Below are 26983 nucleotides of genomic sequence, written 5' to 3'. Positions count from 1 at the left end.
ACTCGTTCGCTGACTCGTCCGCTGATCCATTACCGGCCAGCATCAGGGCAAAAGGTGCACATCGCACACGGATACCTCCCTTTGGAGGAACCCAACATCCCGCCGACGGCACCTGGCGGGATGCCGGGGCGAACCCCCGCGCCCCGCGGCGGAGGATCTCGAACAGCGGCGCAACGGATCTTCACCATCCGATGCCGAACCGTTGGATTACGAACCCTCGGTGTACACATTTCGACGAGTCAGCGTCCGCATAACGAACGCCTTGCCTGATTAGTCCAGTTGGCCCGTTATAAGGCACGGATCGATCACGGCACGCTACACGCGTAGCTATGACTCCCCCAAGGCGAGGCAAAGAAGGTAAAGAGGCAGCCAAGCCGAGCGAGATTTTATTGACCTTGAACGAATTGCGTTGAAAAAGTCCGGCGTAGCCCGTAGGGGGACGCCCTGCGGAGTCATCAGACCCTCCCTTGGGCCAGGAGCACCATGACCCCCCCAACTCCATCAGCGGCTGCCCCGCTCGAGGTGACCGACGAGAGCGTCGTCAAGTCGCCCACGCCCACCACCCCTCAGGGCAGCGAGAGCCGTTCACCGGGCCGACTGGCCTGGAAGCGCTTCAAGCGCGACCGCGCGGGCGTCATTTCCGCGTGCATCGTGATCTTCTTCTTCGTGATCGCGCTCGCCGCGCCGCTCATAGCCAAGCTGTACGGCAAAGACCCGTACACCACCTACGCCAGCCAGCGCCCCGAACTGCTCGACGCCTTCTCGTACCCGGCCGGCCCCAACGGCGGTATGAGCTCGGAGTTCTGGTTCGGCATCGAGCCGCAGCTCGGTCGGGACGTCTTCACCTTCCTGCTCTACGGCATCCGGACCTCGCTGGGCATCGCGGTCGCCGCCACCCTGCTCACCGCGCTCCTCGGTATCGTCATCGGCATCACGGCGGGCTACCTCGGCGGCAAGACGGACTACTTCGTCGGCCGGGTCATCGACATCCTGCTGTCGTTCCCGTCCACGCTGTTCTTCATCGCCTTCATGCCGGTCATCTACGGCCTCTTCGTCGCCCCCGACGAGAACATCCCGACCTGGCTCCGGGCCGTCTCCCTGATCATCGTGCTGGCCGGCTTCGGCTGGGCATCCCTCGCCCGGCTGCTGCGCGGCCAGGTGCTCGGCCTGCGCGAGCGGGAGTTCGTGGAGGCCGCCAAGGTCACGGGAGCGTCGCCGGGGCGGATCGTCTTCAAGGAGCTGCTGCCCAACCTGTGGACGCCGATCATCATCCAGTCCACGCTGATGCTCCCGGCCTTCGTGACCGCGGAGGCGGGTCTGGCCTTCCTCGGCGTCGGCATGATCGACCCGACCCCGGACTGGGGCGTCATGATCCAGCGCGGCGCCCAGTTCTACACCGAGGACCTCACCTTCATGCTCTTCCCGGGCCTGTCGATGGTGCTCTTCGTACTCGCCTTCAACCTGCTCGGCGACTCGGTGCGCGACGCGCTCGACCCGAAGTCCAAGCGCTGACCCGTTGCTCCCTCCGGTCCGTACACAGGAGTCCGGCCGGCCACTTCCGCCCCATATGACCACCCTTGGTAGGTTCACCATGGCTTTCTCCCGTAGAAACTTCCTCATAGCGACCGGTGTCGTCGCGGCCTCCTCCTCGGTCCTGACCGCCTGCGGCGGCAGCGACAACAAGGGCGGCAAGAGCGGCGCCCCCAAGGTCAGCGGCAGCGAGACCGTGAACATCCCGGTCGGCACGAAGGCCGACTCGACCGGTCCGGCCCCCGAGGTCAAGGGCGCGGTGAAGGGCGGGACGGTCTACTCGCTCGACCAGTTCGACATGGACCACATGGACCCGGGTCAGATCTACGTCTCGACCGAGGGCGCCATCACCGTCCCGATCATGCGCGGTCTGACCGGCTACAAGATCGACGACAAGGGCGCGACCACCCTCGTCGGCGACGCCGCCACGGACGCCGGCACGATGAAGGACGGCGGCAAGACCTGGTCCTTCACGCTGAAGGAGGGGCTGAAGTGGGAGGACGGCTCCGAGGTCACGATGGACGACGTCCGTCACACCTTCGAGCGCCTCTACGCCTCCTTCATCACCGAGGGTCCGATCTACGTCCAGTCGTGGCTGGAGGGCGCCGACAAGTACAAGGGCCCCTACGACGACAAGCACCTCGACTCGATCGAGATCGACGGCCGGACCATCACCTTCCGTCTCAACGAGGCGCGCGGTGACTTCAACTACACCGTCGCCATGCGCGGTTACTCCCTGGTGCCGAAGAAGCACGACACCAAGGAGAAGTACGACAAGCGCCCGTTCTCCTGCGGTCCGTACAAGATCGAGAGCCGTAGCATCGGCAAGTCCCTGACCTACGTGCGCAACGAGCACTGGGACGCGAAGACGGACCCGATCCGCAACGCGTACCCGGACAAGTTCCACTTCCAGTTCGGCTTCCAGCCGCTGGCCGCCACCGACCGCTTCATCGCGGACTCCGGCAACGACAAGCACGCGATGGCGATCTTCAACGAGGTCGCCGCGGAGCGCATCGCCCAGGTGCTCACCAAGCCCGAGCTGAAGAAGCGCGTCCTCACCCAGGTCGACACGGTCACCTACTACTGGCCGATCAACACCACGCGCATCACAGACCTCAAGGTCCGCCAGGCCATCAACTGGGCCTGGCCGCACCAGCAGCTGCAGACGATCAAGGGTGGCGCCGCCGTCAGCGAGATCGCCACCACGATCATGAGCCCGGTGACCCCCGGTTACCAGCAGTTCGACCTGTACGGCACGACCAAGAAGCCCGGCGGCGACCCGGCCAAGGCCAAGGCGCTGCTGAAGGAGGCCGGGAAGGTCGGCCAGAAGCTGGTCATCGCCTACCAGCAGTCGGACAACTCGGTGAAGCAGGCCGTCGCGATCAAGAACGCCCTGGAAGAGGCCGGCTTCAAGGTCGTCAACAAGCAGGTCGACAAGTCGACCTTCTACACCCAGATCGGCGACATCGAGAACGGCTACGACCTGTTCGCCGCCGGCTGGAGCCCGGACTGGCCGAACGGTTACTCCGTCTTCTTCCCCTGCTGGCACGGCAAGAACATCGGCGACGGCCGCAACAACTACGCCCAGCTGAACGACACGGGCGTCAACAAGGCGATCGACGCGGCCTCCAAGATCGTGGACGCGGAGGAGGCCAAGAAGGCCTGGGGCGCCATCGACCGTCAGATCATGGAGCTGGCGCCGGTCGTCCCGGACTACCACTCCATCCGCAACTGGATGTACGGATCCAAGATCGGCAACGTCGTGTACGACGCCGGCAACACCTGCATCGCGCTCTGCAAGCTCTACGCGATGAAGTAAGCGCGCACGATTCCTGGGGGCGGCCACCACCCTTATGGCCGCCCTCTGCGGCCCACCCCCCTCTTACCCCCCGGCGACGGCGCCCCGTCCGGAAAGTCACGCCCCATGCTCCGCTTCCTAGTCCGCCGAGTCTCCGGTGCGATGGTCATCCTGCTGATCATCAGTGCCGTCACCTTCTGGCTCTTCTACGCCATCCCGCGTGACCCCGCCATGATGTCCTGCGGCAAGAACTGCACGCCGGAGAATCTGGAGCAGATCCGGAAGAACCTGGGCATCGACGAGTCGATCCTGATGCAGTACTGGCACTGGCTCGTCGGCGTCTTCGCCGGACGGGACTACGCCGGATACGGCTACTGCGACGCGCCGTGCCTCGGCTACTCCTTCGCCAACCGCGAGCCCGTCTTCGGCACGATCATGGACCGGCTGCCGCTGACCCTGTCGCTCGCCTTCGGTGCGGCCGTGGTCTTCCTGATCGTCGGCGTCGGCGCGGGCATGCTCGCGGCTCTCAAGCAGGGCAAGTTCCTGGACAAGTTCGCCAGCTCCGTGTCGCTGCTCGGCTCTTCGCTGCAGATCTACTTCGTCGGCTACATCGCGATGTTCTTCCTGGTCTCGGAGCTCGGCGTCCTCAGCCAGCCGTCGTACACGCCGCTCACCGAGAACCCGGGCGCCTGGATGTCCGGTCTGCTGTTGCCATGGCTGGTGCTGGCGATCATCTTCACCGCCAACTACACCCGTATGACGCGCTCCCAGATGGTGGAGCAACTCAGCGAGGACTACGTGCGCACGGCACGGGCCAAGGGACTGTCCAAGCGCAACGTCTTCTTCCGGTTCGCCTGGCGCGGTGCCATGGGCCCGATCGTCACGCTCTTCGGCATCGACCTCGGTGTGCTGATCGGCGGCGCCATCATCACCGAGACGACCTTCAGCCTCCAGGGCATCGGCCGGCTCGCGATCCAGTCCGTGAACCAGAGCGACCTGCCCATGCTCCTCGGCGTCACCGTGCTGGCGGCTGGCGCGATCGTCATCTTCAACATCATCGTCGACGCGGTCTACGCCCTCATCGACCCGCGGATCCGGCTTGCCTGACCTCCGCCGCCTGTAGTCGCCCCCTCCCACCGCCCCGCCCGGCTACCCCGCATCACCTCCTGGAGCGTCCCCGTGACGAGCACCGAACAGCAGCCCTTCCTCTCCGTCAGGGACCTGAAGGTCCACTTCTCCACCGAGGACGGCATCGTCAAGGCCGTCGACGGGCTCTCCTTCGACCTCGCCAAGGGCAAGACGCTCGGCATCGTGGGCGAATCGGGCTCGGGCAAGTCGGTCACCAACCTGACGATCCTGGGCCTGCACGACCGGGACCGCACCGCGATCGACGGCGAGATCGTCCTCGACGACAAGGACCTGCTCACCGCCACCGAGCGGGAGCTGGAGCGGCTGCGTGGCAACAAGATGGCCATGATCTTCCAGGACGCGCTGGCGTCGCTGTCGCCGTACCACACCATCGGCAAGCAGATCAGCGAGACCTACCGCAAGCACACCGGCGCTTCCAAGAAGGAGGCCCGGGACCGGGCGATCGAGATGCTGCGCCGGGTGGGCATCCCGCAGCCGGAGATCCGGGTGGACGACTATCCGCACCAGTTCTCCGGCGGTATGCGCCAGCGCGCGATGATCGCCATGGCGCTGGTCTGCGACCCCGAGCTGCTCATCGCGGACGAGCCGACCACGGCCCTCGACGTGACGGTCCAGGCGCAGATCATGGACCTGCTCAAGGACCTCCAGCAGGAGTTCGGCACGGCCATCATCTTCATCACCCACGACCTCGGCGTCATCGCGGACATCGCGGACGACGTGCTGGTGATGTACGGCGGCCGGTGCGTGGAGCGCGGTACCAAGGAGGAGGTGCTGCGCGACCCGCAGCACCCGTACACGCTGGGCCTGATGAGCTCCATGCCCAGCCTGGACGGACCGGTCGACGTGCCGCTGGAGCCGATCCCGGGCTCGCCGCCCTCGCTGCTCAACCCGCCCACCGGCTGCCGGTTCCACCCGCGGTGCGCCTTCGTCGAGAAGGTCGAGGGTGGGCTGTGTTCCTCGGAGCAGCCCGTGCTCGAGGTGGTCAAGGGCCGGGGCTCCGCCTGCCACCTGCCCTCGGGGCAGCGCCCGGAGCTGTTCGCCGACTTCGCCGGTTCCCGGCACAACTGACGTAAAAGAGACGGGACTTCACCATCATGAGCAACGCGGAAACGCTCCTGGACGTCAGCGGCCTGACCAAGCACTTCCCGATCAAGGGCGGCTTCCCGATCTCGCGTACGGTCGGGGCCGTGCGGGCGGTGGACGGCCTGGACTTCCAGGTGCGCGAGGGCGAGAGCCTGGGCCTGGTCGGTGAGTCGGGCTGCGGCAAGTCGACGACCGGCCGGCTGATCACCCGGCTGCTGGAGCCCACGGCCGGCAAGGTCGTCTACCGGGGCCAGGACATCACCCACGCCAGTCGCAGGGGTCTCGCGCCGATCCGGTCCGAGATCCAGATGATCTTCCAGGACCCGTACGCTTCCCTCAACCCCCGCCAGACGGTCGGCAAGATCATCGCCGGTCCGATGGAGATCAACGGCATCAACCCGCCGGGCGGCCGGGAGAACCGGGTGCGCGAGCTGCTGGAGATCGTGGGTCTCAACCCCGAGCACTTCAACCGCTTCCCGCACGAGTTCTCCGGCGGTCAGCGCCAGCGCATCGGGGTGGCCCGCGCCCTGGCCCTGGAGCCCAAGCTGATCGTGGCCGACGAGCCGGTCTCCGCGCTCGACGTGTCCATCCAGGCCCAGGTGGTGAACCTGCTCCAGAAGGTGCAGAGGGAACTGGGCATCGCGTTCGTCTTCATCGCGCACGACCTGGCCGTCGTTCGGCACTTCTCGCAGCGCGTGGCGGTCATGTACCTCGGTAAGATCATGGAGATCGCCGACCGCGACGATCTGTACAACAACCCGCGTCACCCCTACACGCGCGCCCTGCTGTCCGCCGTGCCCGAGGCGACGGTGGAGGACACGCCCCGCGAGCGCATCCGGCTCGTCGGCGACGTGCCCTCGCCGATCAACCCGCCCTCGGGCTGCCGCTTCCGCACCCGGTGCTGGAAGGCGACGGACAAGTGCGCGTCCGAGGCGCCGCCGCTGGTGCAGGTGGAGGGCAACAAGGCCGGACACCTGACCGCGTGCCACTACCCCGAGACGGATGACGTAGCCTCGCCCCGTCTCACCAAAAGCCCTCAGGCGGCTGCCTGACAACACCCCTTTTCTGTCGGCACCGCCTGCGGAACGGACCTTCTACGGCCCATTGACCCGAGCCCGGAACGTCCGCTCCAGGGAAACCGAGGGCCCGCGCCTCCCCAGGCGCGGGCCCTCGGTCTGTTCGCGGCGGGGCCGGGTCAGTCCTTGTCCGTCTGCTCCAGCGCGGCCAGCGCCGGGTCGAGGACGATGGCCTCCCCGCGGGCCGCGATCGTCGGCTCCTCCGGGAAGTGGCAGGCGGTCAGGTGACCGTCGCGGTTGCCGTCGACGCGGACCAGTGGAGGCACCTCGCTCGCGCACTTGTCCTGCGCCTTCCAGCACCGGCTGCGGAAGCGGCAGCCGGACGGTGGCATGATCGGCGAGGGCACGTCGCCGGCCAGGCGGATGCGCTCACGGCCCTCGGGCTCGTCGACCATCGCCACCTCGGGCACCGCCGACAGCAGGGCATGGGTGTAGGGGTGCCGCGGCCTGCTGTAGATGGAGTCCCGGTCGCCGACCTCGACCACCTTGCCGAGGTACATGACCGCGACACGCTTCGAGAAGTGCCGGACCACGGCCAGGTCGTGCGCGATGAACAGGAAGGCGATGCCCAGTTCCTGCTGCACCTTCTGGAGCAGGTTCACGACCTGCGCCTGGATCGACACGTCCAGCGCGGAGACCGGCTCGTCCGCGACGATGAGCTTCGGGTTGAGCGCGAGGGCGCGGGCCACGCCGATGCGCTGACGCTGGCCGCCGGAGAACTCGTGCGGGAAGCGGTTGAAGTGCTCCGGGTTGAGGCCCACGAGTTCGAGCAGCTCGCGGACCTTCTTGTCCCGCCCGCCCGCCGGGTTGATTCCGTTGACCTCCATCGGCGACTTGATGATCGTGCCGACGGTCTGCCGGGGGTTCAACGAGGAGTACGGGTCCTGGAAGATCATCTGGATCTCGGAGCGGACGGACGCCAGTTGCCTCCGCGAGGCGTGGCTGATGTCCTGACCCGCGTACTCGATCTTCCCGGCCGTCGGTTCCAGGAGCCGGGTGATGAGCCGGCCCGTGGTGGACTTGCCGCACCCGGACTCGCCGACCAGGCCGACGCTCTCACCGGCACCGACGGTCAGATCGACGTCGTCCACGGCCTGGACGGCGCCGACCTTTCGTTTGATCGGGAACCCGCCGTAGATCGGGAAGTGTTTGGTCAGCCCCTCGACCTTCAGCAGCGTCTCGGCCGACGCCGTGGAGGAGCCCTGCTGTGCGGGAAGGGTGAGTTTGTCGCTCATGTCTCGGTCTCCCTAGCGCAGCCGGGGCTGGATCTTGTCGATGAAGAAGGTCTGCTTCTGCTCCGCCGTCAGGTGGCAGGCGTCGGCCCGTCCCTCGCCGAGCGGCGGACGCTCGGTGCCGCACCGGTCGCCCGGCACCTCGCCCTTGAACGCGCACCGCGGGTGGAAGGGGCATCCGGACGGCGGGTTCAGCAGGCTGGGCGGTGAGCCGGGGATCGGGGTCAGCGCCTGGTCGATGCTGCCGCCGAGCCGCGGCATCGAGCTGAGCAGCCCCCACGTGTACGGGTGCCGTGGCCTGCGCAGCACCTCGGCGGTGCTGCCGCGCTCCACCGCCCGGCCCGCGTACATCACCAGCAGGTCGTCAGCCATCTCGGAGATGACTCCGAGGTCGTGGGTGATGAAGACGATGGCCGATCCGAACTCCTGCTGGAGGTCCTTGAGCAGATCGAGGATCTGGGCCTGGACGGTCACGTCCAGGGCGGTGGTCGGCTCGTCGGCGATCAGCAGGTCGGGGTCGCAGACCAGCGCCATGGCGATCATCGCGCGCTGGCGCATGCCGCCGGAGAACTGGTGGGGGTAGTCGTCCACCCTGGACTTGGGCTGCGGGATGCCGACCTTGGTCAGCATCTCGATCGCCCGCGCCCGCGCCTCCTTCTTGGACGCGCCGGTGTGTTTCATGAAGGGCTCGGCGATCTGCCGACCCACCGTGTAGTACGGCGAGAGCGCGGTCAGCGGGTCCTGGAAGATCATGGCGACCTTGTTGCCGCGGAGCTTCTCCATCTCCTTCTCGGTCGCGGTGACGAGTTCCTTCCCGTCGAGGACGATCTCGCCCTCCACGGTGGTGTTCTTGGGGTTGTGCAGGCCGAGGACGGTGAGGTTGGTGACGGACTTGCCGGAACCCGACTCTCCCACGATGCCGAGAGTCCGGCCGCGCGCGACGTCGAAGGACAGGCCGTCGACCGCCTTGACGATGCCGTCCTCGGTGGAGAACCGCACCCGGAGGTCGCTTACCGAGAGGAAGGACTCCGGCCCGGTCGGGGCCGTCTCGCCTTCGGTCTTGGTCAGAGTGCTCACGGTGTTTCTCCTAGCTGAGCCGCACGCGCGGATCGATGTAGGCGTAGGCGAGGTCCACGAGGATGTTCAGGAGCAGGATGAAGAAGGCTCCGAACAGCATGACGCCCATCGTCACCGGCAGGTCCTTGGTCAGCGACGAGTCGACCGCGAGGCGACCGATGCCGGCCAGGTCGAACGTGAACTCCGTGACCACCGCGCCGGACAGCAACGCGCTGAGGTCCATGCCGAGGATGGTGACGATCGGGATGAGCGAACCACGCCAGGCGTAGCGGAAGAAGACGTACCGCTGTTTCATGCCCTTGGCCCGTGCGGTGCGGACGTGCTCCTCCTGGAGCTGCTCGATCATGGTCGAGCGGGACATACGGGTGTACTGGGCGGTGAAGATGGTGGCCATCACCATCCAGGGGATGAGCAGACCGATGGCCCACGTGACCGGGTTCTCGGTGAACGGCTTGTAGCTCGGGTTCTCCATGATCCCGGACTGGTAGACGAGAATGCCGAGCACGATCGGGCCGAGGAAGTAGATCTGGAACGAGCTGAGGACGATCGAGGCACCGCTGACGAGCTTGTCGGCGGCCGTGCCGCGCTTCCAGGCGGCGAGCAGGCCCGAGCCGAGGCCCAGGATCAGGAAGATGACCAGACCGCCCACCGTCAGCGAGAGCGTCAGCGGGAACCGGTCCATGATCGAGTCCCAGACGAACTCACCGGTGTCGAACGACATGCCCAGACACGGCGCGGAGCAGTGTCCCTGGGCGAAGTCCCGCCCGGCGACGATGCCTGTCATGAACTCCCAGAACTGGGCGGTGATGGGCTTGTCGAGACCGAGGTTCTCGCGGATCACCGCGATGTTCTCGGGTGAGCAGTTCTTGCCGCAGGACAGCTCGGCGAAGTCCTGAGGGATCGTATAGAACAGGAAGAAGGTGAACGCGCCGATCAGGAACATGATCACGACGGCGCCGATCAACCTGCGAACGAGGAACTGAAGCATGGCAGGTGGATGCTCTCTTCGGACGCGGCGGCAGGGAGGGATTGCCGTCCGCGGGGGTGCGCTCCGCCTGGCGCGCACCCCCGCGGTCAGCCGGGCTGGAGGGCTACGGCTGCTTCAGGAACAGGTCGTTGATGTCGATGTAGCTCGACTCGTTGCTGTACCTGGCGCCACCGATGTTCGATCCGTAGAGCTGGATCTGCTTCGAGTAGTAGACCGGGGCGGCCGGGTTGATCTCCTCCACGATGCGGTGGTGGGCCTGCTCCCAGGTCTTGGCGGCCTGCTCCGGCTCCTGCGTCAGGGCCTTCTTGATCATCTCGTTGACCTGCGGGTCGTCGATGTGCGAGTAGTTGGACCCGCCGTCGGCGACGAGTTCACCGTCGTAGACCGGCGTGATGACCGTGGACGCGGACGGCCAGTCCTGGCCCCAGCCGGTCATGTAGAGGTCGTACGGGTTCTTCAGCTTGCCGACCTGCTCGTAGAAGCTGGCCCGGTCGATCTCCTTGGCCTGGACGTCGAAGCCGATCTTGTTGAGCGCGTCCTTGATGATGAGCATCTGGGCCTGGCCGCGCGGGGTGTTGGAGTAGGCGTAGGTGAGCTTCGTGCCCTCCGCGACTCCCGCCTCCTTCAGCAGCTTCTTGGCCATCTCCGGGTCGCCGTTCGGCTTCTTGAGCTTGCCGAACGGGTCGTACTTCGGGTCGAAGTTCGGCAGGGTCGGGGCGAGCAGACCGCCGGCCACCTCACCGCCGTAGCGGCCGCCGTCCGCCTGGACCATGGACTGGTTCGGGATCGCGTAGGTGATCGCGTCCCGGATCTTCTTGTCCTTCATGCGGTCGAGGTTGAAGGTCAGCTGCCAGACGTAGGGCTGGTAGCCCTGGATGGTCCGCTTCTTCGCCGAGGCGTCGCCGATGACGGCCGACATCTGGGCCGGGTCGACCGAGTCCGTGAACTGGATCGCGTTCTTGGCCTCGCCCTGGTCGGCCATCAGGCGCTTGGTCTGGCTCGCCTGGTCGATGGTGCTGGTGAAGTTGTAACCGTCGACGTACTGGTGGCGCACCGAGTCCGTCTTCGGGTCCCACTGGTCGTTCTTGACCAGCTTCATCGACTTGCCGGGCTTGTACTCGGCGATCTTGTAGGGGCCGAGGGCCGCCGGGGCGTCGTCGTACTTCTCCTTCGTGTCCCGCTTCTCGGGCACGATGGCGTACCCGGCCATGGCGAGGGCCTGCGGAAGGTCCTGGCGCGGCTGGGAGAAGTGGAAGACGACCGTCTTGTCGTCCGGTGTCTCCAGCACCGAGTCCGGCAGGTGCTTGCCCTTGTACGGCCCGTCCGGCAGTGCCTTGCGGTAGTCGTTGCCGGAGAGCCAGGACTGGACGAAGGTCGGACCGTCGAAGATCACCTTCGAGTACAGGCGCTCGATGGTGTGGCGGACGTCCTTCGAGGTGATGGGGTTGCCCTGGTCGTCCTTGATGCCGTCCTTGAGCTTGAACGTCCAGGTCTTGCCGCCGTCCGAGGACTGGCCCGAGTCGGTGGCGATGTCACCGACGACGGTGAGGTTGCCCTCCTCGTCCTCCTGGAAGTTCGTCAGACCGCGGTGCACCAGGTTGGCGAACTGACCGGCGTCACTGACGTAGATCTGGCCCGGGTCCATGTGGGTCAGGTCCGACTGCATGTAGACGTTGATGAAGCCGCCGGGCTTGGCGCCGGGGACCTCTTCGGCCGGGCCGTTGGACGCCGCGACGTCACCGTAGGCGACCGGGTCCTGCTGCTTGGCGGCGTCCTTCTGGCCCTTGGCGTCGCTCTTGCCCTTGCTGCCGCCGTCGCTGTCGCCGGAGCAGCCGGTCAGCACCAGCGCGCCGGCCACGATGGCCACGGCTATGGCGCGAGTGGTACGCGTGGTGCGGTTCTTGATGGGCTTCATGATGCCGATCCACCTGCCTGTCGATAGTTGTCCACGAGTGCTGCCTGACGGTCCGGAAGCCCGGCACGGGGGCGGCAGCTCCCCCACCCACCAATGGACGATTACCGTCCGGTCTTGGGGTCGAACGCGTCCCGGACGGAGTCTCCGAGAAGGTTGAAGGAGAGAACGAAAACGACCAGCGCCACGCCCGGGAAGAACATGAACATCGGGTCCTGCTCGTACACGTCGGCGCCGATGGCGAACATGCGGCCCCAGTCGGGGGTCGGTTCGACGAATCCGACACCGATGTACGAGAGGAAGGCGATGGACAGGATCGTGCTCGGAAGGATGTACGTGGCCTGCACCAGGATCGGTGTGACGATGTTGGGCAGGATCTCCTTGCGCACGATCCGCCATGGAGAGGCACCGGACACCTTGGCCGCCTCCACGAACTCGCGCTCGCGGAGCGTCAGTACGGAGCTGCGCACCAGACGGGCCAATCCCATCCAGCCGAGGAACCACATCACCAGAGTGATGGCCACGGCCCGCAGATAGGTGGGGGTCTCGTCCTGGGGGGAAACGAACATCGCGGTCACGACGGGCATGAAGGCGATGAAGAACAGCTGCTGCGGAAAGGCCAGGAAGAAGTCGGTGATCCGGCCCAGCCAGTAGTCGACCCGGCCGCCGAAGAAGCCGCTGACCATCCCGATGATCACGCCGGTGAGGACACAGAGCAGCGTGACGACCACGGCCATGTACAGCGAGGTTCGCATGCCGTACAGCAGCATGGTGAACACGTCACGCCCGAGCTTGGGCTCGACACCGAACCAGAAGTCACCGGACATGCCCCCGAAGGAACCCGTCGGCATGGCGAAGTCGTCCAGCAGGAAGGGGTACTCCGGCTCCTGGGCGTACAGGGTGTACGGATCCTTCCCGTACAGCTTGGCGATGAGCGGTGCCAGCGCCGATACGAGGAAGTAGAGGATCACCACGCACGCGGAGACGACGCCGGTCCGGTCACGCTTGAAGCGCAGCCACATCAGCTGCCCGGGAGACCGGCCTTCGTGGCTCTTCGTCTCCACGGCCTTGACGCGATCCGGCGCGTCGTCGGCGGCGGCCGACGTTCCGCTGCCCTCGATGTCGATTGGACTTGTCACAGTTCGCCCATTTCACAGGTGTGGGTGTGCCGAACCGCCGACCGGCGCAGGGTGTGCGCGATCGCGGAACGGATCATGAAGAAGCGTCGAGTGGTCCCGTGGGATGCGGGAAACCCGCAGCCGGACGCGCGTAGCCGGATGCCCGGACGTCGGCGGCCGACCCGCTTCCTAGAGTCGATCGCCGTCCGACGGGGCGAAGTTGGGGGCGACCGACCGTGTGACCCACCTGGTGTTCGTGACACCGCGCATGGGGCTCCTCCTCATGACTCCACGTGTTCACCGACAGGAGGGGGCTCATATCTGCCTTCCGACACCCCTGACGGAAGACCAGACACCCCCTGGTGCTCGTGAGTCGACGCTGTCCCCACAGCGTGTGACCCATTGACCCGAGCGCTACGCGGCTAACTATCTGCCATGACCAGAAGGACCGACCACCGTCTTTAAATCTCAATTCAGTCACAGCTGACAGGGAGATCTTCCAAAATCTGGACAAACTGTTCGGGACGAGAAGGCCGCGAAACGGACGTGTTACATGGCTATCGGTCGTCGATCTCCGTGTTTCGGACACCGGGAGCCCCCGGAAGGGTCCCGGGAGGGGGCCGGCGCCACGGAAAACCGGTTGAAAAAAGCCCGGGTGCCCCCATGATGGGGGCACCCGGGCTCCGCTGGGTGCCGGCTGTGCGCCGGCGCCGGCGGGTGGATCAGTTGTGCTTGGCGCGGCTCGCGGCGCGGGCGCGCTCGCGGGCGTCCAGGTTCACCTTGCGGATGCGAACGGCCTCCGGGGTCACCTCGACGCACTCGTCGTCGCGGCAGAACTCCAGCGACTGCTCCAGCGAGAGCTTGCGCGGCGGGACGATCGCCTCGAACGAGTCGGCCGAGGACGACCGCATGTTGGTGAGCTTCTTCTCCTTGGTGATGTTCACGTCCATGTCGTCGGCGCGGGAGTTCTCGCCGACGATCATGCCCTCGTACACCTCGGTGCCGGGCTCCGTGAAGAGCACGCCGCGCTCCTGGAGGTTCGTCATCGCGAACGCGGTGACGGCACCGGAGCGGTCGGCGACCAGCGAGCCGTTGTTACGGGTCGTGAGGGTGCCGAACCAGGGCTCGTGTCCCTCGTGGATGGAGTGCGCGATGCCGGTGCCGCGGGTCTGGGTCAGGAACTCCGTGCGGAAGCCGATCAGACCGCGGGAGGGAACCACGAACTCCATGCGGACCCAGCCGGAGCCGTGGTTGGACATGTTGTCCATCCGGCCCTTGCGCACGCCCATGAGCTGCGTGACCGCACCCATGTGCTCCTCGGGCACGTCGATCGTCATGCGCTCGACGGGCTCGTACGTCTTGCCCTCGACGTCCTTGGTGACGACCTGCGGCTTGCCGATGGTCAGCTCGAAGCCCTCACGGCGCATCTGCTCGACCAGGATGGCCAGCGCCAGCTCACCGCGGCCCTGCACCTCCCAGGCGTCCGGACGCTCGGTGTCCAGGACGCGGAGCGAGACGTTGCCGATCAGCTCGCGGTCCAGTCGGTCCTTGACCTGGCGGGCGGTGACCTTGCGGTCCTTGACGGCCGCCTTGTTGTCCGCGCCCTTGCCGGTGGCGCCGCGGCCGACCAGCGGCGAGGTGTTGGTGCCGATGGTCATGGAGATCGCGGGCTCGTCCACCGTGATCAGCGGCAGCGGAACCGGGTTCTCCTGGTCGGCCAGGGTCTCGCCGATCATGATGTCCGGGATACCGGCGACGGCGCAGATGTCACCGGGGGCGGCCTTCTCGGCCGGCTTGCGGGTGAGCGCCTCGGTCATCATCAGCTCGGAGATCCGCACGTTCTGCACGGATCCGTCGCGCTTCATCCAGGCGACCGTCTGGCCCTTCTTCAGCTCGCCCTGGTGGACGCGCAGCAGGGCGATACGGCCGAGGAAGTTGTCCGCGTCCAGGTTGGTCACGTGCGCCTGGAGCGGGGCGGCCTCGTCGTAGGTCGGGGCCGGGATGTGGTCCAGGATCGTCGAGAAGAACGGCTCCAGGCTGGTGGAGTCGGTCGGGACCGTGCCGTCCTCGGGCTTGGTGAGGGAGGCGACGCCGTCCCGGCCGCACGCGTAGACGATCGGGAACTCGATCTGCTCCTCGTCGGCGTCCAGGTCGAGGAAGAGGTCGTACGTCTCGTTGACGACCTCGTCGATCCGGGCGTCCGGGCGGTCCGTCTTGTTGATGCAGAGGATGATCGGCAGCCGCTGGCTGAGCGCCTTGCGCAGCACGAAGCGGGTCTGCGGGAGCGGGCCCTCGGAGGCGTCCACGAGCAGGACGACGCCGTCCACCATCGACAGACCGCGCTCGACCTCGCCGCCGAAGTCGGCGTGGCCGGGGGTGTCGATGATGTTGATGGTGATGACGTCGCCGCCATCCTTCGGGTGGTACTTCACCGCCGTGTTCTTGGCGAGGATCGTGATGCCCTTCTCACGCTCCAGGTCGTTCGAGTCCATCATGCGGTCGTCGACGCCTTCGAGCTGGTGCGCGGCGAAGGCGCCGGCCTGCTTCAGCATGCCGTCGACGATGGTGGTCTTGCCGTGGTCGACGTGGGCGACGATGGCGACGTTGCGGATGTCGTGGCGCGTGGCCATATGAGGCGTACTCCCGGAGGGTGTGAGGACGGCCCTCGCGTACGTCCGTGTCACGCGGGCCTGCCGGGCGATACATGCCACGGCCTCACCCAATGGTACGGGGCCCCGGGGACTGGGGCTTCCCGGGTGCTGCTCACCGGGAAGCCCCAGTCCCCCGGGGCGCCCGGTCAGGACGTGGGAGTGGCCGACGGCCGCGAGCCGTGGGCGCCCTTCTTGAGGAAGCCCATGTCCTCGTAGACCGGGGTCTCGAAGCCGAAGGCGCCCGCGTTGGCGAGGTTCTTGCGGGCCGCCACGAGCTGGGGGCGCTGGTAGAGGGGGATGGAGCCGGCCGCCGCCCAGATCCGCGAGTCGGCCTTGCGGAGCAGGTCCCGGGCCTCCTTCTGGTCCAGCGTCGCCATGGCCTGGTCGAAGAGCTGGTCGACCTGGTCGGTGCCGACCCGGGTGTAGTTCTGCGCGACGTTCAGGGAGCCGTCGGCGGCCGGGACGGGCTTGGCGTAGATCGGGCGGGCGTCGGTGGCGGGGAAGGCGGAGGCGGGCCAGGAGTAGAGCGCCAGGTCGAACTCGCCGGAGGCGACGTGGTCCTTGAAGTAGCTGTCGTCCGGGACCTTGGTGATGTCGGTGCCGATGCCGATCTTCTCCAGCATGTCCGAGACGCGGTCGGCGACGGTGCGCAGGGCCTCGGAGCCCGGGCCGGAGGGGAGGACGAAGCGCAGGGTGAGCGCCTTGCCGTCCTTGGCGAGCGGGGCCGTCGCCGAGCCGGCCGGGGCGGCGGTGCCCTTGGGGGCGTAGGCGCCGGGGGCGCCGCCCTGCGCGGTGTTCTTGCCGCTGCTGTCCTCCCCCTTCTCCGCCTGCTCCCCCTTCTCCTTGTCGTCCGTGTTCTTGCCGTCCTCGCCGACGATGTACGTCCCGTCGTCGCCGCCCTCGGACTTCTTCTCGTCCTCGCCGTCCTTGTCCTTCTCGCCCTTGGCGCCGGCCGCCTTCTCGCCGTCCTCGGGCTCCTTCACGGGCCCGCCGGGCACCCACCCGGCGTCCGCGAGCAGGGCCCGGGCCTCCTTGGCGTTCTGGTCGCCCAGGGCGCCACTGCCGTCGGCGTAGGCGGCCTGGCCGGACAGCGCGAGGTGGCTGCCCACGGGCTCGGCGGGCAGGCCCAGCGGACCCAGCACCGCCTTGGCCAGCTTCCCGCGGTCCAGGGCGCGGGCCACGGCCCGCCGGACGCGTTCGTCGGCGAGGGGGCCGTCGGCGCCGTTCAGGGCGAGCTGGGTGTAGGCGGGCTCCAGGGACTTGCGGACCTCGAAGCCGCTCAGGGCCTTCCGCCGGCGTTCCAGCTTCTCCCGGGCCTCGCGCCGCTCCTCACGGGCCAGGATCTCCTCCTCGGCGGCCTCCTCGTCGGAGCCGTTGGCGACCGCCCAGGAGTGCAGTGCCTTCGCGGCGGCCCTGCCCTGCGGACCGGGCAGCGGTGAGCCGCCCGAACCCGCGGCCGGGGTGCCGTCCGGGCCCATGAGCGGGGTGCCGCCGGCGGCGTCCCGGGGGGCGGCGGCCAGACCGACCTGGTCGGCGGTGTCCGGGGCGATCTCGGCCAGGTCGAGCTTGCCCGCGACCAGCTCGGAGACCCGCTCGGCGCGCGGTACGGCGCGCAGCACGATCCGGTCCAGCTTGGCCGGCTCCCCCCACCAGCGCGGATTGCCGGTGAGGACGACCTCGTCGTCCTTGGTGTCGACCTCCTTGACGGCGAAGGGGCCGGCGGTGACCTTGAGCTTGCGCCGCGCGCCGTCGTTGAAGGCGTCCGGGGTGCCCATGACGTCCTTCGGGTACAGGGGCGTGAACAGCGACTTCCAGTCGGCGTAGGGCCGGCTGAAGGTGACCTTGACCTCCAGGTCGCCGGCGCCGCGCTCGATCTTCTCGATGCGGTCGTAGCCGGCGTTGCGGGCGGTCCAGTAGGCGCTGTCCTTGCCGGACAGGGCGCGCCACTGGGCGGCGAAGTCGGCGGCGCCGACCTCCCGGCCGTCGCTCCACACGGCCTGCTGGTTGAGCTTGTAGACGACGACCTGCTTGGGCTCGGTCTCGACGACCTCGGCCGACTCCAGGTAGTCGGGATCGCGCACCGGGCGGCCGGTCTCGTCCATCCGGTACATCGACGGCAGCACGGCCTGCGCGACGCGGGTCGAGGTGGCGTCGGCGTCCGACTGGAAGGTGTTCAGCGTGTCCGGTACGGAGTCCACGGCCCAGCGCAGGGTGCCGCCGTCGGAGATCCGGGCGCGGCTCGCCGCGGAGATGTCCTGCTCGGCGAGGGGCTTGCCCGACGGGTCCTCGGAGCTGCAGCCGGCCAGCGCGGGGACCGCGAGCACGCCCGCGGTGAGGAAGGCGACCGAGCGCGTCACCGCGCGCGGTCCGACGCCGACGTGGGACATCTCTGCTACCTCCGGAGGGCCGCGGGCCTGGTGATCGCTTGTGGCGGCATATGCGTGGAACGCGGTGCTGCATGCGTCAGGCGATAGGCGTTATGCGTTATGCGTTATGCGTTATGCGTTATAGGCGGTATTGGAGTTGATCATTTGTATCCCGGGCGGGATGCCGCCACTGAAGAGGAAACGGTTCGGCGACGCTGGGAGACACGACGACGACGGTGCGTAACGTCACCCGTGCGGCGCAACGCCACCCCTGATGCACCGACACGCCCCGGCCAATCACTGCACGTCCCTTCCCAGCGGCTGGTGTGACGCGCGACACTCTCAGGCGCATGAACGTCGCCACCCAGGGCCGGCCCCCTGCCGTGTCCTACGGAAGTGAGGTCACGTCATGTCCGTGCACGACGATCTGTCATCGATCCAACGCAGTCTCGACGACCTGTCCCGGTCGGTGGCCCGGCTGGAACAGCGGCTGGGCGGCGGCGGCCTCGAGATACGCCGCGTCCGCACCGACGCCGACCATCTGCGCGAGAGCGTCGCGCTGCTGCGGGCGCTGACAGCCGCACCGGACGCGCCCAAGCGGCCGGACCTCGTCCCGATCCCCGACACGCCGTACGACGGCTCCCTGTGGACGGACTCGGACGACGAGGGCCTCGGCGCCCGCGACCGCCGCGCTCCCTGAACCCGACCCGACCGACCGGAGTCGCCCAGTGGCCACTGGTACGGAACCTCCAGCCACCGAACCCCATCCCCGAGGCGGCGGCGTCCACACCCCGACGCGCGCCGCCATCCGCGCCCCGCACCTGCGCACCGACCGCTGGTGGCTGGCGCCCGCCGCCACCGCCGCGGGCCTGCTCGCCTTCGTCGTCTACTCGACCTGGCGGGCCTTCGCCAACGCGGACTACTACGCGGCCCCGTACGTCTCGCCGTTCTACTCCCCCTGTCTGGCGGAGAACTGCGAGCCGATGCGCGGCGGCCCCAACTGGGAGCTGTTCGGCGGCTGGTGGGGCATCTCCCCCGCGATCATCATCCTGATCTTCCCGCTCGGCTTCCGCCTCACCTGCTACTACTACCGCAAGGCCTACTACCGGGGGTTCTGGGCGTCCCCGCCGGCCTGCGCGGTGGCCGAGCCGCACAAGAAGTACACCGGCGAGACCCGCTTCCCGCTCATCCTGCAGAACATCCACCGGTACTTCTTCTACGCCGCGCTCCTGGTCGCGCTCATCCTCACCTACGACACCGTGCTCGCCTTCCGCGACGAGCACTACGACTGGGGCCACATGGGCCTGGGCACCCTGGTGTTCCTGGCCAACATCGTGCTGATCTGGGCGTACACCCTCTCCTGCCACTCCTGCCGGCACATCGTCGGCGGCAAGCTCAAGCACTTCTCCCGGCACCCCGTGCGCTACCGGATGTGGCAGCTGGTCGGGAAGCTCAACGCCCGGCACATGCTGCTCGCCTGGGCGTCACTGGTGAGCGTGGCGCTCGCCGACTTCTACGTGTATCTCGTCGCGTCCGGTGCCTTCGACGATCCGAGGTTGTTCTGATGTCCGTGGTCGACCGGCAGGAATGGGACGTCGTCGTGGTGGGCGCGGGCGGCGCCGGGCTGCGCGCCGCCATCGAGGCCCGCGAGCGGGGCGCCCGTACGGCCGTGATCTGCAAGTCGCTGTTCGGCAAGGCGCACACCGTGATGGCCGAGGGCGGCATCGCCGCCGCCATGGGCAACGCCAACTCCGGCGACAACTGGCAGGTCCACTTCCGCGACACCATGCGCGGCGGCAAGTTCCTCAACCAGTGGCGGATGGCCGAACTGCACGCCCAGGAGGCGCCGCAGCGGGTGTGGGAGCTGGAGACCTGGGGCGCGCTGTTCGACCGTACGAAGGACGGCCGGATCTCGCAGCGCAACTTCGGCGGCCACGAGTACCCGCGCCTCGCCCACGTCGGCGACCGTACCGGCCTGGAGCTGATCCGCACCCTCCAGCAGAAGATCGTCTCGCTCCAGCAGGAGGACTTCAGGGAGACCGGCGACTACGAGGCCCGTCTGAAGGTCTTCCAGGAGTGCACGGTCACGCGTGTGCTCAAGGACGGCGGCCAGGTCTCGGGCGTCTTCGGCTACGAGCGGGAGACCGGCCGGTTCTTCGTCCTGGAGGCCCCCTCGGTGGTGATCGCCACCGGCGGCATCGGCAAGTCCTTCAAGGTGACGTCGAACTCGTGGGAGTACACGGGCGACGGCCACGCGCTGGCGCTGCTGGCCGGGGCGCCGCTGCTGAACATGGAGTTCGTGCAGTTCCACCCGACGGGCATGGTCTGGCCGCCGTCGGTCAAGGGCATCCTCGTCACGGAGTCGGTGCGCGGCGACGGCGGGGTGCTCAGGAACTCCGAGGGCAAGCGGTTCATGTTCGACTACGTCCCCGACGTCTTCAAGGACAAGTACGCGGTGACGGAGGAGGAGGGCGACCGCTGGTACGACGACCCGGACCACAACCGGCGGCCCCCCGAGCTGCTCCCCCGGGACGAGGTCGCGCGCGCGATCAACTCCGAGGTGAAGGAGGGCCGGGGCTCCCCGCACGGCGGTGTCTTCCTCGACGTCTCGACGCGGATGCCGGCCGAGGTGATCAAGCGTCGGCTGCCGTCGATGTACCACCAGTTCAAGGAGCTGGCCGACGTCGACATCACGGCCGAGCCGATGGAGGTCGGGCCCACCTGCCACTACGTGATGGGCGGCATCGCCGTCGACTCCGACACCGCCGCCGCGCGCGGGGTGCCGGGGCTGTTCGCGGCCGGTGAGGTGGCCGGCGGCATGCACGGCTCCAACCGGCTCGGCGGCAACTCGCTCTCCGACCTGCTGGTGTTCGGGCGCCGGGCCGGCTGGCACGCCGCCGAGTACGCGGCGGAGCGCGGCTCCGGAGCGCGGCCCCGGGTGGACGACGCGCAGGTCGACGCCGCCGCCGCGGAGGCGCTGCGGCCGTTCTCCGCCGAGGCGGAGGCGCCCGAGCCGTCCGCCGGGCCGCCGGAGAACCCGTACACCCTCCACCAGGAGCTCCAGCAGACGATGAACGACCTGGTCGGCATCATCCGCCGCGAGCCGGAGATGAAACAGGCCCTGGAGAAGCTCGCGGAGCTGCGGGCACGGGCCCGCCGCGCCGGAGTGGAGGGGCACCGGCAGTTCAACCCGGGCTGGCACCTCGCCCTGGACCTGCGCAACATGCTGCTGGTCAGCGAGTGCGTGGCGCGGGCCGCGCTGGAACGCACCGAGTCGCGCGGCGGACACACCCGCGAGGACCATCCGTCGATGGACCGCCGGTGGCGCCCGGCCAACCTGCTGTGCTCCCTGGCCGACCCGAGCGGCGGCCTGGCGGCGACGGATCCCGAGCGCGGCCAGATCACGCTGGAGCGGCGGACCACCGAGCCCGTCCGACCGGACCTGCTCGCCCTCTTCGAGAAGGACGAGCTGGTCAAGTACCTCGCCGAGGAGGAGCTTTCCGAATGAGCGGCTACGAGGCCCGCTTCAAGGTGTGGCGGGGCGACGTCGAGGGCGGCGATCTGGAGGACTTCCGCGTCGAGGTGAACGAGGGCGAGGTGGTCCTGGACATCATCCACCGCCTCCAGGCCACCCAGGCCCCCGACCTCGCCGTGCGCTGGAACTGCAAGGCGGGCAAGTGCGGTTCGTGCTCCGCGGAGATCAACGGGCGTCCGCGGCTGCTGTGCATGACCCGCATGTCCGTCTTCACCCGCGAGGAGACGATCACCGTCACCCCCCTGCGCGCCTTCCCGGTCGTCCGCGACCTGGTGACGGACGTCGGCTTCAACTACACCAAGGCCCGCGAGGTCCCGGCGTTCGTCCCGCCCGCCGACCTCGGGCCGGGCGAGTACCGGATGATGCAGGAGGACGTGGACCGCTCGCAGGAGTTCCGCAAGTGCATCGAGTGCTTCCTGTGCCAGGACACCTGCCATGTCGTCCGTGACCACGAGGAGAACAAGCCGGCCTTCGCGGGCCCGCGCTTCCTCATGCGCGTCGCCGAGCTGGACATGCACCCGCTGGACGCGGCCGGCGACACCGGCCTGGACCGCGGGCGCGCGGCCCAGGACGAGCACGGCCTCGGCTACTGCAACATCACCAAGTGCTGCACGGAGGTCTGTCCCGAGGGCATCAAGATCACGGACAACGCGCTCATCCCGCTGAAGGAACGCGCCGTGGACCGCAAGTACGACCCGTTGGTGTGGCTGGGGTCGAAGATCAGGAGGCGTTAGGGGGGCGGGTACCGGGTTCACCGGTTCACCCAGCCCTCCCGGTACTCGTCCCAGTTCGTCTCCGTCGCCGCGAAGTCGATGTACGGGGCGACACCGAAGAGCTTCCGGTCGGCGTCCGTCCGGGACAGGCCGAGGCGGGCGCCCCGGACGGCGGCTTCGACTGTCTCGGCGTGGCCCCAGTGGTCGAAGTTGCTCTCGTAGTAGAAGGGCAGGCCGATCAGCAGGTGGGTGGTCGGCGGGGTGGCCTCCAGGGCGAGGGAGGTCTGCTGGGCCACATAGCCGCCGTAGGTGCCCTCCAGTGGCTGCGCGGTGTCGTACGTCATCACGGCGATCTGGTCGACGCGGCGGGCGACCTGGCCGAAGAACTCCTGCGACCACCACTTGGGGTTCTCGGTGAAGACGCCGAAGACGGAGTGGAGGGCCGGGAGCGGGTCGATCTGGTGGGCGGCCACCGAGAGCCGCGCGTCCTGGGCCCGGGTGACGGCGCGCAGGTCGTCCAGGAGGGAGAGGTAGTTCCGGTCGCCGGAGTGCAGGGGCTCCAGGTCGAGGTGGACGCCCTCGTAGCCCGCGTCCAGGACCTGGCGGGCGGAGTCGACGACGGCGGCACGGGTGTCGGCGCGGTCGAGGTGCATGCCGTCGGGGCCCTCGGTGACGAGGACGTCACCCAGGAAGGCCTGGACGCGGACGCCGGGCAGCTCGCGGTGCACGGCGTCGATCAGCCAGCGGGCCTTGGGGTAGCGGGCCTTCGGCAGGGTGCCGTCGTGTTCCAGCGGGCCGGTGTGGACGTACAGGTCGCGGATGCCGGTGGTCTCGATGCGGCGGGCGAAGGCGGCGAGGTCCGCGTCGTCCTTGCGGCCGTCGACCCAGGCGTGGCCGAGCCACATCGCGTCGCGGTTCCTGGTGTAGGTGCCGTCGGCGGGGTCGCCCATGTAGTTGACGCGGAGGGCCGCGCCGGCGGTGAGCAGGGGGAGGATCAGGACCAGGAGGACGGCGAGCACGGTGCGGCGGATGCGGCGGAGCCGCCTCTTCTTTTTGGTCGGATGTGCTGCCGGATCGGCTGACGGTTCTGCTGTCGGTTCGGCTGTCGGTTCAGCTGCCGGTTCGGCTGCCGGTACAGCTGCCGGTTCGGCTGCCGGTACAGCTGCCGGTTCGGGTTTTCTCGGTTCCGTGTCCTCCACGGTGTCCCCTCCCTCTGGCCCGGCCCCGGTCGCGGTGGCCGGTTGCCGCGCATACGCTCCGAGCGTGTTGCCAGCGGGGACGACTCGAACCGGTGTTCCGGTTGCGGTCAGGGGTGCGTGGCGATGATCTCCGCCGATCTGGTGCCGCCCCTGGTCACGGCCGGGGCGGCGTTGCTGCTGGCCGGATACGGCCACGTGCGCCGCACCCGGCGGGCCCGGACCCGTACGACCCCGGGCCGGGTCAGAACAGGCTCAGCAACGCCTCCGCCGGGTCGGTGAGCTGGGTGTCGTCGCCCGGCAGGGGCAGCTCGAACCACACCGTCTTGCCGCGCGGCGTACGGCGTGAGCCCCAGGCCGCGCTGAGCAGGCCGACCAGTTGCAGGCCGCGGCCGCCCTCGTCGGTGTCGCGGGCGCGGCGCCGACGGGGCTGGACCAGGCCGGAGTCCCAGACCTCGCAGACCAGGGTGCGGTCGAGGAGGAGGCGGAGTCTGATCTCGCCCTCGCCGTAGCGGAGGGCGTTGGTGACCAGCTCGCTCACGAGCAGTTCCGTCGTGTCGACCAGCGACTCCATGTCCCAGTCGAGCAGCTTGGCCCGGGCCAGCTCGCGGGCCCGGCCCACGCTGCGCGGCTCGCGCGGCAGGGTCCAGTCGCCGACGGACTCGCTGGGCAGGCCCTGGACGCGGGCCATCAGCAGGGCGATGTCGTCCTCGCCGTGGTGGCTGTCGAGGGTGTGGAGGACCTGGTCGCAGACGTCCTCCAGAGGGCGCGCCGGGTCCGTGAGCGCCCCTACGAAGGCCTGGAGTCCCTCGTCGAGGGGGTGGTCGCGGCTTTCGACCAGTCCATCCGTGTAGAGCGCGAGCAGGGCGCCTTCGGGCAGTTCGACCTCCACCTCCTCGAAGGGCTCCCCGCCGACGCCGAGCGGCAGGCCCGGCGGCACGTCCAGCATCAGCGCGGACTCGCCGGGCTCGACCAGGACGGGCGGCAGGTGGCCCGCGTTGGCGAAGGTGCAGCGCCTGGTCACCGAGTCGTAGACGGCGTAGACGCAGGTCGCCAGGTAGACCTCGGAGAGGTCGGCCTCGCGGGGCCGGCGGGCGGCCCGGGTGGCCTGTTGGACGCCTCCGGGGGCGCCGAGGCCGCGGGCGATCTCGTCGAGCTGGGAGAGCACTTCGGCCGGTTCGATGTCGAGCTGCGCCAGTGTCCGTACGGCGGTGCGGAGTTCGCCCATCGCGACGGCGGCGCGCAGACCGCGCCCCATGACGTCGCCGACCACCAACGCGGTGCGGTGGCCGGGGAGTTCGATCACGTCGAACCAGTCGCCGCCGACCTCGCTGGGCCGGCCGGTGGCCGCGTTGCCGGGCAGGTAGCGGCAGGCGATGTCGAGGCCGGACGCCTCCGGGTCGCCGGGCGGGAGCAGGGAGCGTTGCAGTATCAGCGCGCGTTCGTGTTCGCGCCGGTAGAGGCGGGCGTTGTCGATGCAGACGGCGGCCCGCGCGGCCAGTTCCACGGCGAGGTCGCGGTCGCGGTCCCCGAACGGCTCGCTGCCCTTCGTCCGGGCGAACCGCGCGAGTCCTACGACCGTGTCGTGGGCGACCATCGGCACGGCGAGCGTGGACTGCACGAGGCCGCCGTCCTCGGCCGGCACGATGCGCGGGCGGGCGGTGCGCAGGGCGTCGGCACAGGGCGAGTTGAACCCGTAGTGGTGGACGGCACCGAGCTCGACCTGCTCGCCGGTGCCGTGGAACGGCGCGTCGGAGACGGCGCTGGAGAAGGCGACGCGGCGCAGCTCCGCGCTGCCGTCGGCGAGGCCGGGCGGGGTCTCGTCGCCCACCAGCAGGCCCTGGTAGAGGTCGACGGTGGCCAGGTCGCAGAAGCCGGGGACGACGACGCCGAGGAGTTCGCGGGCGGTGGTCTCCAGGTCGAGGGAGTTGCCGATGCGGGCGCCCGCCTCGTTGAGGAGGGCGAGGTTGCGGCGGGCGGCGGCGGCCTCGCGGGCGGCCTCGCGGCGGGCGGTGATGTCGGTTCCCAGCCAGGCCACGCCGATGGGCCGGCTGGAACCGCTGTGCACGCGGTAGAGGTTGACGGACCAGTGGCGGCGTTCCTCGGTGCCCGGCACGAAGCCCGTGACGTGCATGTCGGTGATGGAGTCGCCGGTCTCCAGCACCCGGCGCAGGGTGGCACAGACCCGGTCGCCCTCGGCGCGCGGCAGGTAGTCGTGGACGCCCTTGCCGCGGTGGTCGTCGGGTGTGCCGCCGAAGACGGAGGCGAACCGCTGGTTGGCGCGGCGCACCCGGAGGTCGGGGTCGATCAGCAGGAAGCCGAACGGAGACTGGCCGAATATGGCCTGCGAGGCGGCGAGGTCGGTCTCGATGCTGCGCAGGACGCGGACGTCGACGACGATGCAGACGGCGGCCTTCTCCCCGTCCTCCGTGCGCGTCGGCATGACGTACACCTCGGCGAGCCCGCGCTGTCCGCGCTGTCCGCGCTGTGCGCCGTCGGCCGCGGCGTCCGGCACCCGGAAGGGGACCACACCGGTCCACTCCCGTCCGTCGAGGATCTCGGCCATTTTGCGCTGGCCGCGCTCCCGCAGGTCGGGATCGATGAAGGCGTCGATGGGGTCGGTGCCCACGGCGTGCTCAGCCGGGATGCCGAGCAGTTGCTCGGCGCGCAGGCTCCACTGGTCGACGAGTCCGTCGGGGCCGATGGAGAAGGACGCCACCTTGATGTAGTCGTAGATGGAGCCGGGCGGGCTGCTCTGCCACACCGCGTCACCGAACGGCGCGCCGCCCGACGGGCCCTCGGACTCCGTGGCCCTCGCTGGTATCTCGCTCACGCGAACCGTCCCCTCCAGCTCACCGCGTCCGGCACCGGTCACCGGGGGCGGCTGCCCGCAGTATCCAGCACTACGGCGCCGCACGACACGGTGTTCACGATCACAGCACGGTCCCGATGCTTTTCGGTCCGGACCGTGACAACACTTCCAGTCTTCTAACCAGCGGACACGACATCGAACCACGTAGTTCCACAACTGCCACTGGCCTGAACCAGTTGGTCGGCGGGACCGGGCCGTCCCGGCGCGGTGAAAGACGCCGAAAAGCGGTGTGTCACCCGGTCATTCCGGCACCGTGAGTTCGAACCACACCGTCTTGCCCACCTCTCCGGGCCGGGTTCCCCAGCGGCGTGCGGAGGAGGCCACCAGTTGCAGGCCCCGGCCGTCCTCGTCCCCGGGGCGGGCGACGCGCTCGCGGGGCGGGTCCGGGAGCGGGTCGGAGACCTCCACCAGCAGCACGCCGTCCGGCCCGGCGGGGTGGCGTACCAGGCGGACGCCGATGGGGCCGGTGGCGTGCCGCAGGGCGTTGGTGACCAGCTCGCTGACCAGCAGGGCGGCGACGTCGCCGACGCTGTCGAGGTCCCATCCGCGCAGGGTGCGGCGGACCAGGGAACGGGCGGTCCGCACCGCGTCCGGTGCCGCGGGAAAGACCCATTCGGCACAGCCGCCTTCGCTGTCGATCACGCCGATCACTTCCCCGGCCGGCGACCCCCACCCATGTCCGGTTTC

The 26983-nt window shown here is 68.8% G+C and carries 19 protein-coding genes; 9 read left to right on the top strand and 10 right to left on the bottom strand.

Translation table 11 applies throughout. From position 1 onward, the window contains the following. The first annotated feature begins 522 nt into the window (after positions 1 to 522). The 5 genes from ACIQ6R_RS03100 (at position 523) to ACIQ6R_RS03080 (ending at position 6612) form a co-directional block, all read left to right on the top strand. A complete protein-coding gene (locus ACIQ6R_RS03100; RefSeq protein ID WP_404218352.1) occupies positions 523 to 1512 on the top strand; it encodes an ABC transporter permease in 990 nt (329 codons plus the stop codon). A gap of 79 nt (positions 1513 to 1591) precedes the next feature. Further along, complete coding sequence (locus tag ACIQ6R_RS03095) at positions 1592 to 3349, top strand: ABC transporter substrate-binding protein (protein WP_404218350.1); 1758 nt, start codon at positions 1592 to 1594, stop codon at positions 3347 to 3349. A 105-nt stretch (positions 3350 to 3454) separates the two neighbouring features. Then, on the top strand, positions 3455 to 4435 hold the full coding sequence (locus ACIQ6R_RS03090; protein ID WP_404169888.1) for an ABC transporter permease: 981 nt from the start codon (positions 3455 to 3457) through the stop codon (positions 4433 to 4435). Positions 4436 to 4507: 72 nt separating this feature from the next. After that, positions 4508 to 5545, top strand: a complete 1038-nt coding sequence (locus ACIQ6R_RS03085; protein ID WP_404169885.1) for an ABC transporter ATP-binding protein — start codon at positions 4508 to 4510, stop codon at positions 5543 to 5545. Positions 5546 to 5571: 26 nt separating this feature from the next. Then, positions 5572 to 6612, top strand: coding sequence for an ABC transporter ATP-binding protein (locus ACIQ6R_RS03080; RefSeq protein ID WP_404218348.1), 1041 nt, complete (start codon positions 5572 to 5574; stop codon positions 6610 to 6612). A gap of 143 nt (positions 6613 to 6755) precedes the next feature. Here the strand turns inward: ACIQ6R_RS03080 and ACIQ6R_RS03075 are convergent, their stop codons facing one another. The 7 genes from ACIQ6R_RS03075 to ACIQ6R_RS03045 form a co-directional block, all read right to left on the bottom strand. Beyond that, complete coding sequence (locus ACIQ6R_RS03075) at positions 6756 to 7871, bottom strand: ABC transporter ATP-binding protein (protein WP_404218346.1); 1116 nt, start codon at positions 7869 to 7871, stop codon at positions 6756 to 6758. Between the two features lie 12 nt (positions 7872 to 7883). Continuing rightward, positions 7884 to 8945, bottom strand: a complete 1062-nt coding sequence (locus tag ACIQ6R_RS03070; protein WP_404169877.1) for an ABC transporter ATP-binding protein — start codon at positions 8943 to 8945, stop codon at positions 7884 to 7886. 10 nt (positions 8946 to 8955) lie between these two features. Further along, positions 8956 to 9933: an ABC transporter permease gene (locus ACIQ6R_RS03065; RefSeq protein WP_404169874.1), complete on the bottom strand. Its 978-nt coding sequence runs from the start codon at positions 9931 to 9933 to the stop codon at positions 8956 to 8958. A 103-nt stretch (positions 9934 to 10036) separates the two neighbouring features. Further along, positions 10037 to 11848 carry an ABC transporter substrate-binding protein gene (locus ACIQ6R_RS03060; RefSeq protein WP_404218344.1) on the bottom strand — a complete coding sequence of 604 codons (1812 nt, stop codon included), beginning with the start codon at positions 11846 to 11848 and terminating at the stop codon, positions 10037 to 10039. 101 nt (positions 11849 to 11949) lie between these two features. Then, complete coding sequence (locus ACIQ6R_RS03055; RefSeq protein WP_404169868.1) at positions 11950 to 12984, bottom strand: ABC transporter permease; 1035 nt, start codon at positions 12982 to 12984, stop codon at positions 11950 to 11952. 701 nt (positions 12985 to 13685) lie between these two features. After that, on the bottom strand, positions 13686 to 15593 hold the full coding sequence (typA, locus tag ACIQ6R_RS03050) for a translational GTPase TypA (protein ID WP_404169865.1): 1908 nt from the start codon (positions 15591 to 15593) through the stop codon (positions 13686 to 13688). A gap of 167 nt (positions 15594 to 15760) precedes the next feature. Then, a complete protein-coding gene (locus ACIQ6R_RS03045; protein ID WP_404218342.1) occupies positions 15761 to 18001 on the bottom strand; it encodes an ABC transporter substrate-binding protein in 2241 nt (746 codons plus the stop codon). A gap of 388 nt (positions 18002 to 18389) precedes the next feature. Between ACIQ6R_RS03045 and ACIQ6R_RS03040 the strand changes: the two genes are divergently transcribed. Genes ACIQ6R_RS03040 through ACIQ6R_RS03025 form a run of 4 tightly spaced genes read left to right on the top strand, consistent with a single transcriptional unit; the run spans position 18390 to position 22249 of the window. Then, positions 18390 to 18680: a hypothetical protein gene (locus ACIQ6R_RS03040; protein WP_404169860.1), complete on the top strand. Its 291-nt coding sequence runs from the start codon at positions 18390 to 18392 to the stop codon at positions 18678 to 18680. A gap of 28 nt (positions 18681 to 18708) precedes the next feature. After that, positions 18709 to 19545 (top strand): hypothetical protein, encoded by an 837-nt coding sequence (locus ACIQ6R_RS03035; protein ID WP_404218340.1) that lies wholly within the window; start codon positions 18709 to 18711, stop codon positions 19543 to 19545. Continuing rightward, the gene (locus tag ACIQ6R_RS03030) at positions 19545 to 21488 is read left to right on the top strand and encodes a fumarate reductase/succinate dehydrogenase flavoprotein subunit (RefSeq protein WP_404218338.1); all 1944 of its coding nucleotides are present in this window, start codon (positions 19545 to 19547) and stop codon (positions 21486 to 21488) included. The genes ACIQ6R_RS03035 and ACIQ6R_RS03030 overlap by 1 nt, the downstream gene beginning before the upstream one ends. Continuing rightward, positions 21485 to 22249 carry a succinate dehydrogenase/fumarate reductase iron-sulfur subunit gene (locus ACIQ6R_RS03025; RefSeq protein ID WP_404218336.1) on the top strand — a complete coding sequence of 255 codons (765 nt, stop codon included), beginning with the start codon at positions 21485 to 21487 and terminating at the stop codon, positions 22247 to 22249. Before ACIQ6R_RS03030 ends, ACIQ6R_RS03025 begins: the two co-directional genes overlap by 4 nt. 17 nt (positions 22250 to 22266) lie before the next feature. Here the strand turns inward: ACIQ6R_RS03025 and ACIQ6R_RS03020 are convergent, their stop codons facing one another. From ACIQ6R_RS03020 to ACIQ6R_RS03010, 3 genes are all read right to left on the bottom strand, one after another. Further along, positions 22267 to 23427, bottom strand: coding sequence for a glycoside hydrolase family 18 protein (locus ACIQ6R_RS03020; protein WP_404218333.1), 1161 nt, complete (start codon positions 23425 to 23427; stop codon positions 22267 to 22269). Between the two features lie 241 nt (positions 23428 to 23668). Continuing rightward, complete coding sequence (locus ACIQ6R_RS03015) at positions 23669 to 26257, bottom strand: SpoIIE family protein phosphatase (RefSeq protein ID WP_404218331.1); 2589 nt, start codon at positions 26255 to 26257, stop codon at positions 23669 to 23671. 279 nt (positions 26258 to 26536) lie between these two features. Next, the gene (locus ACIQ6R_RS03010; protein WP_404218329.1) at positions 26537 to 26947 is read right to left on the bottom strand and encodes an ATP-binding protein; all 411 of its coding nucleotides are present in this window, start codon (positions 26945 to 26947) and stop codon (positions 26537 to 26539) included. Positions 26948 to 26983: the final 36 nt, after the last annotated feature.

Origin of the sequence: Streptomyces sp. NPDC096048, from assembly GCF_044763415.1 — a bacterium.
Classification (GTDB): Bacteria; Actinomycetota; Actinomycetes; order Streptomycetales; family Streptomycetaceae; genus Streptomyces.
Note: the sequence above shows the minus strand (reverse complement) of the source record. Positions and strands in the feature narration are given on the sequence as shown.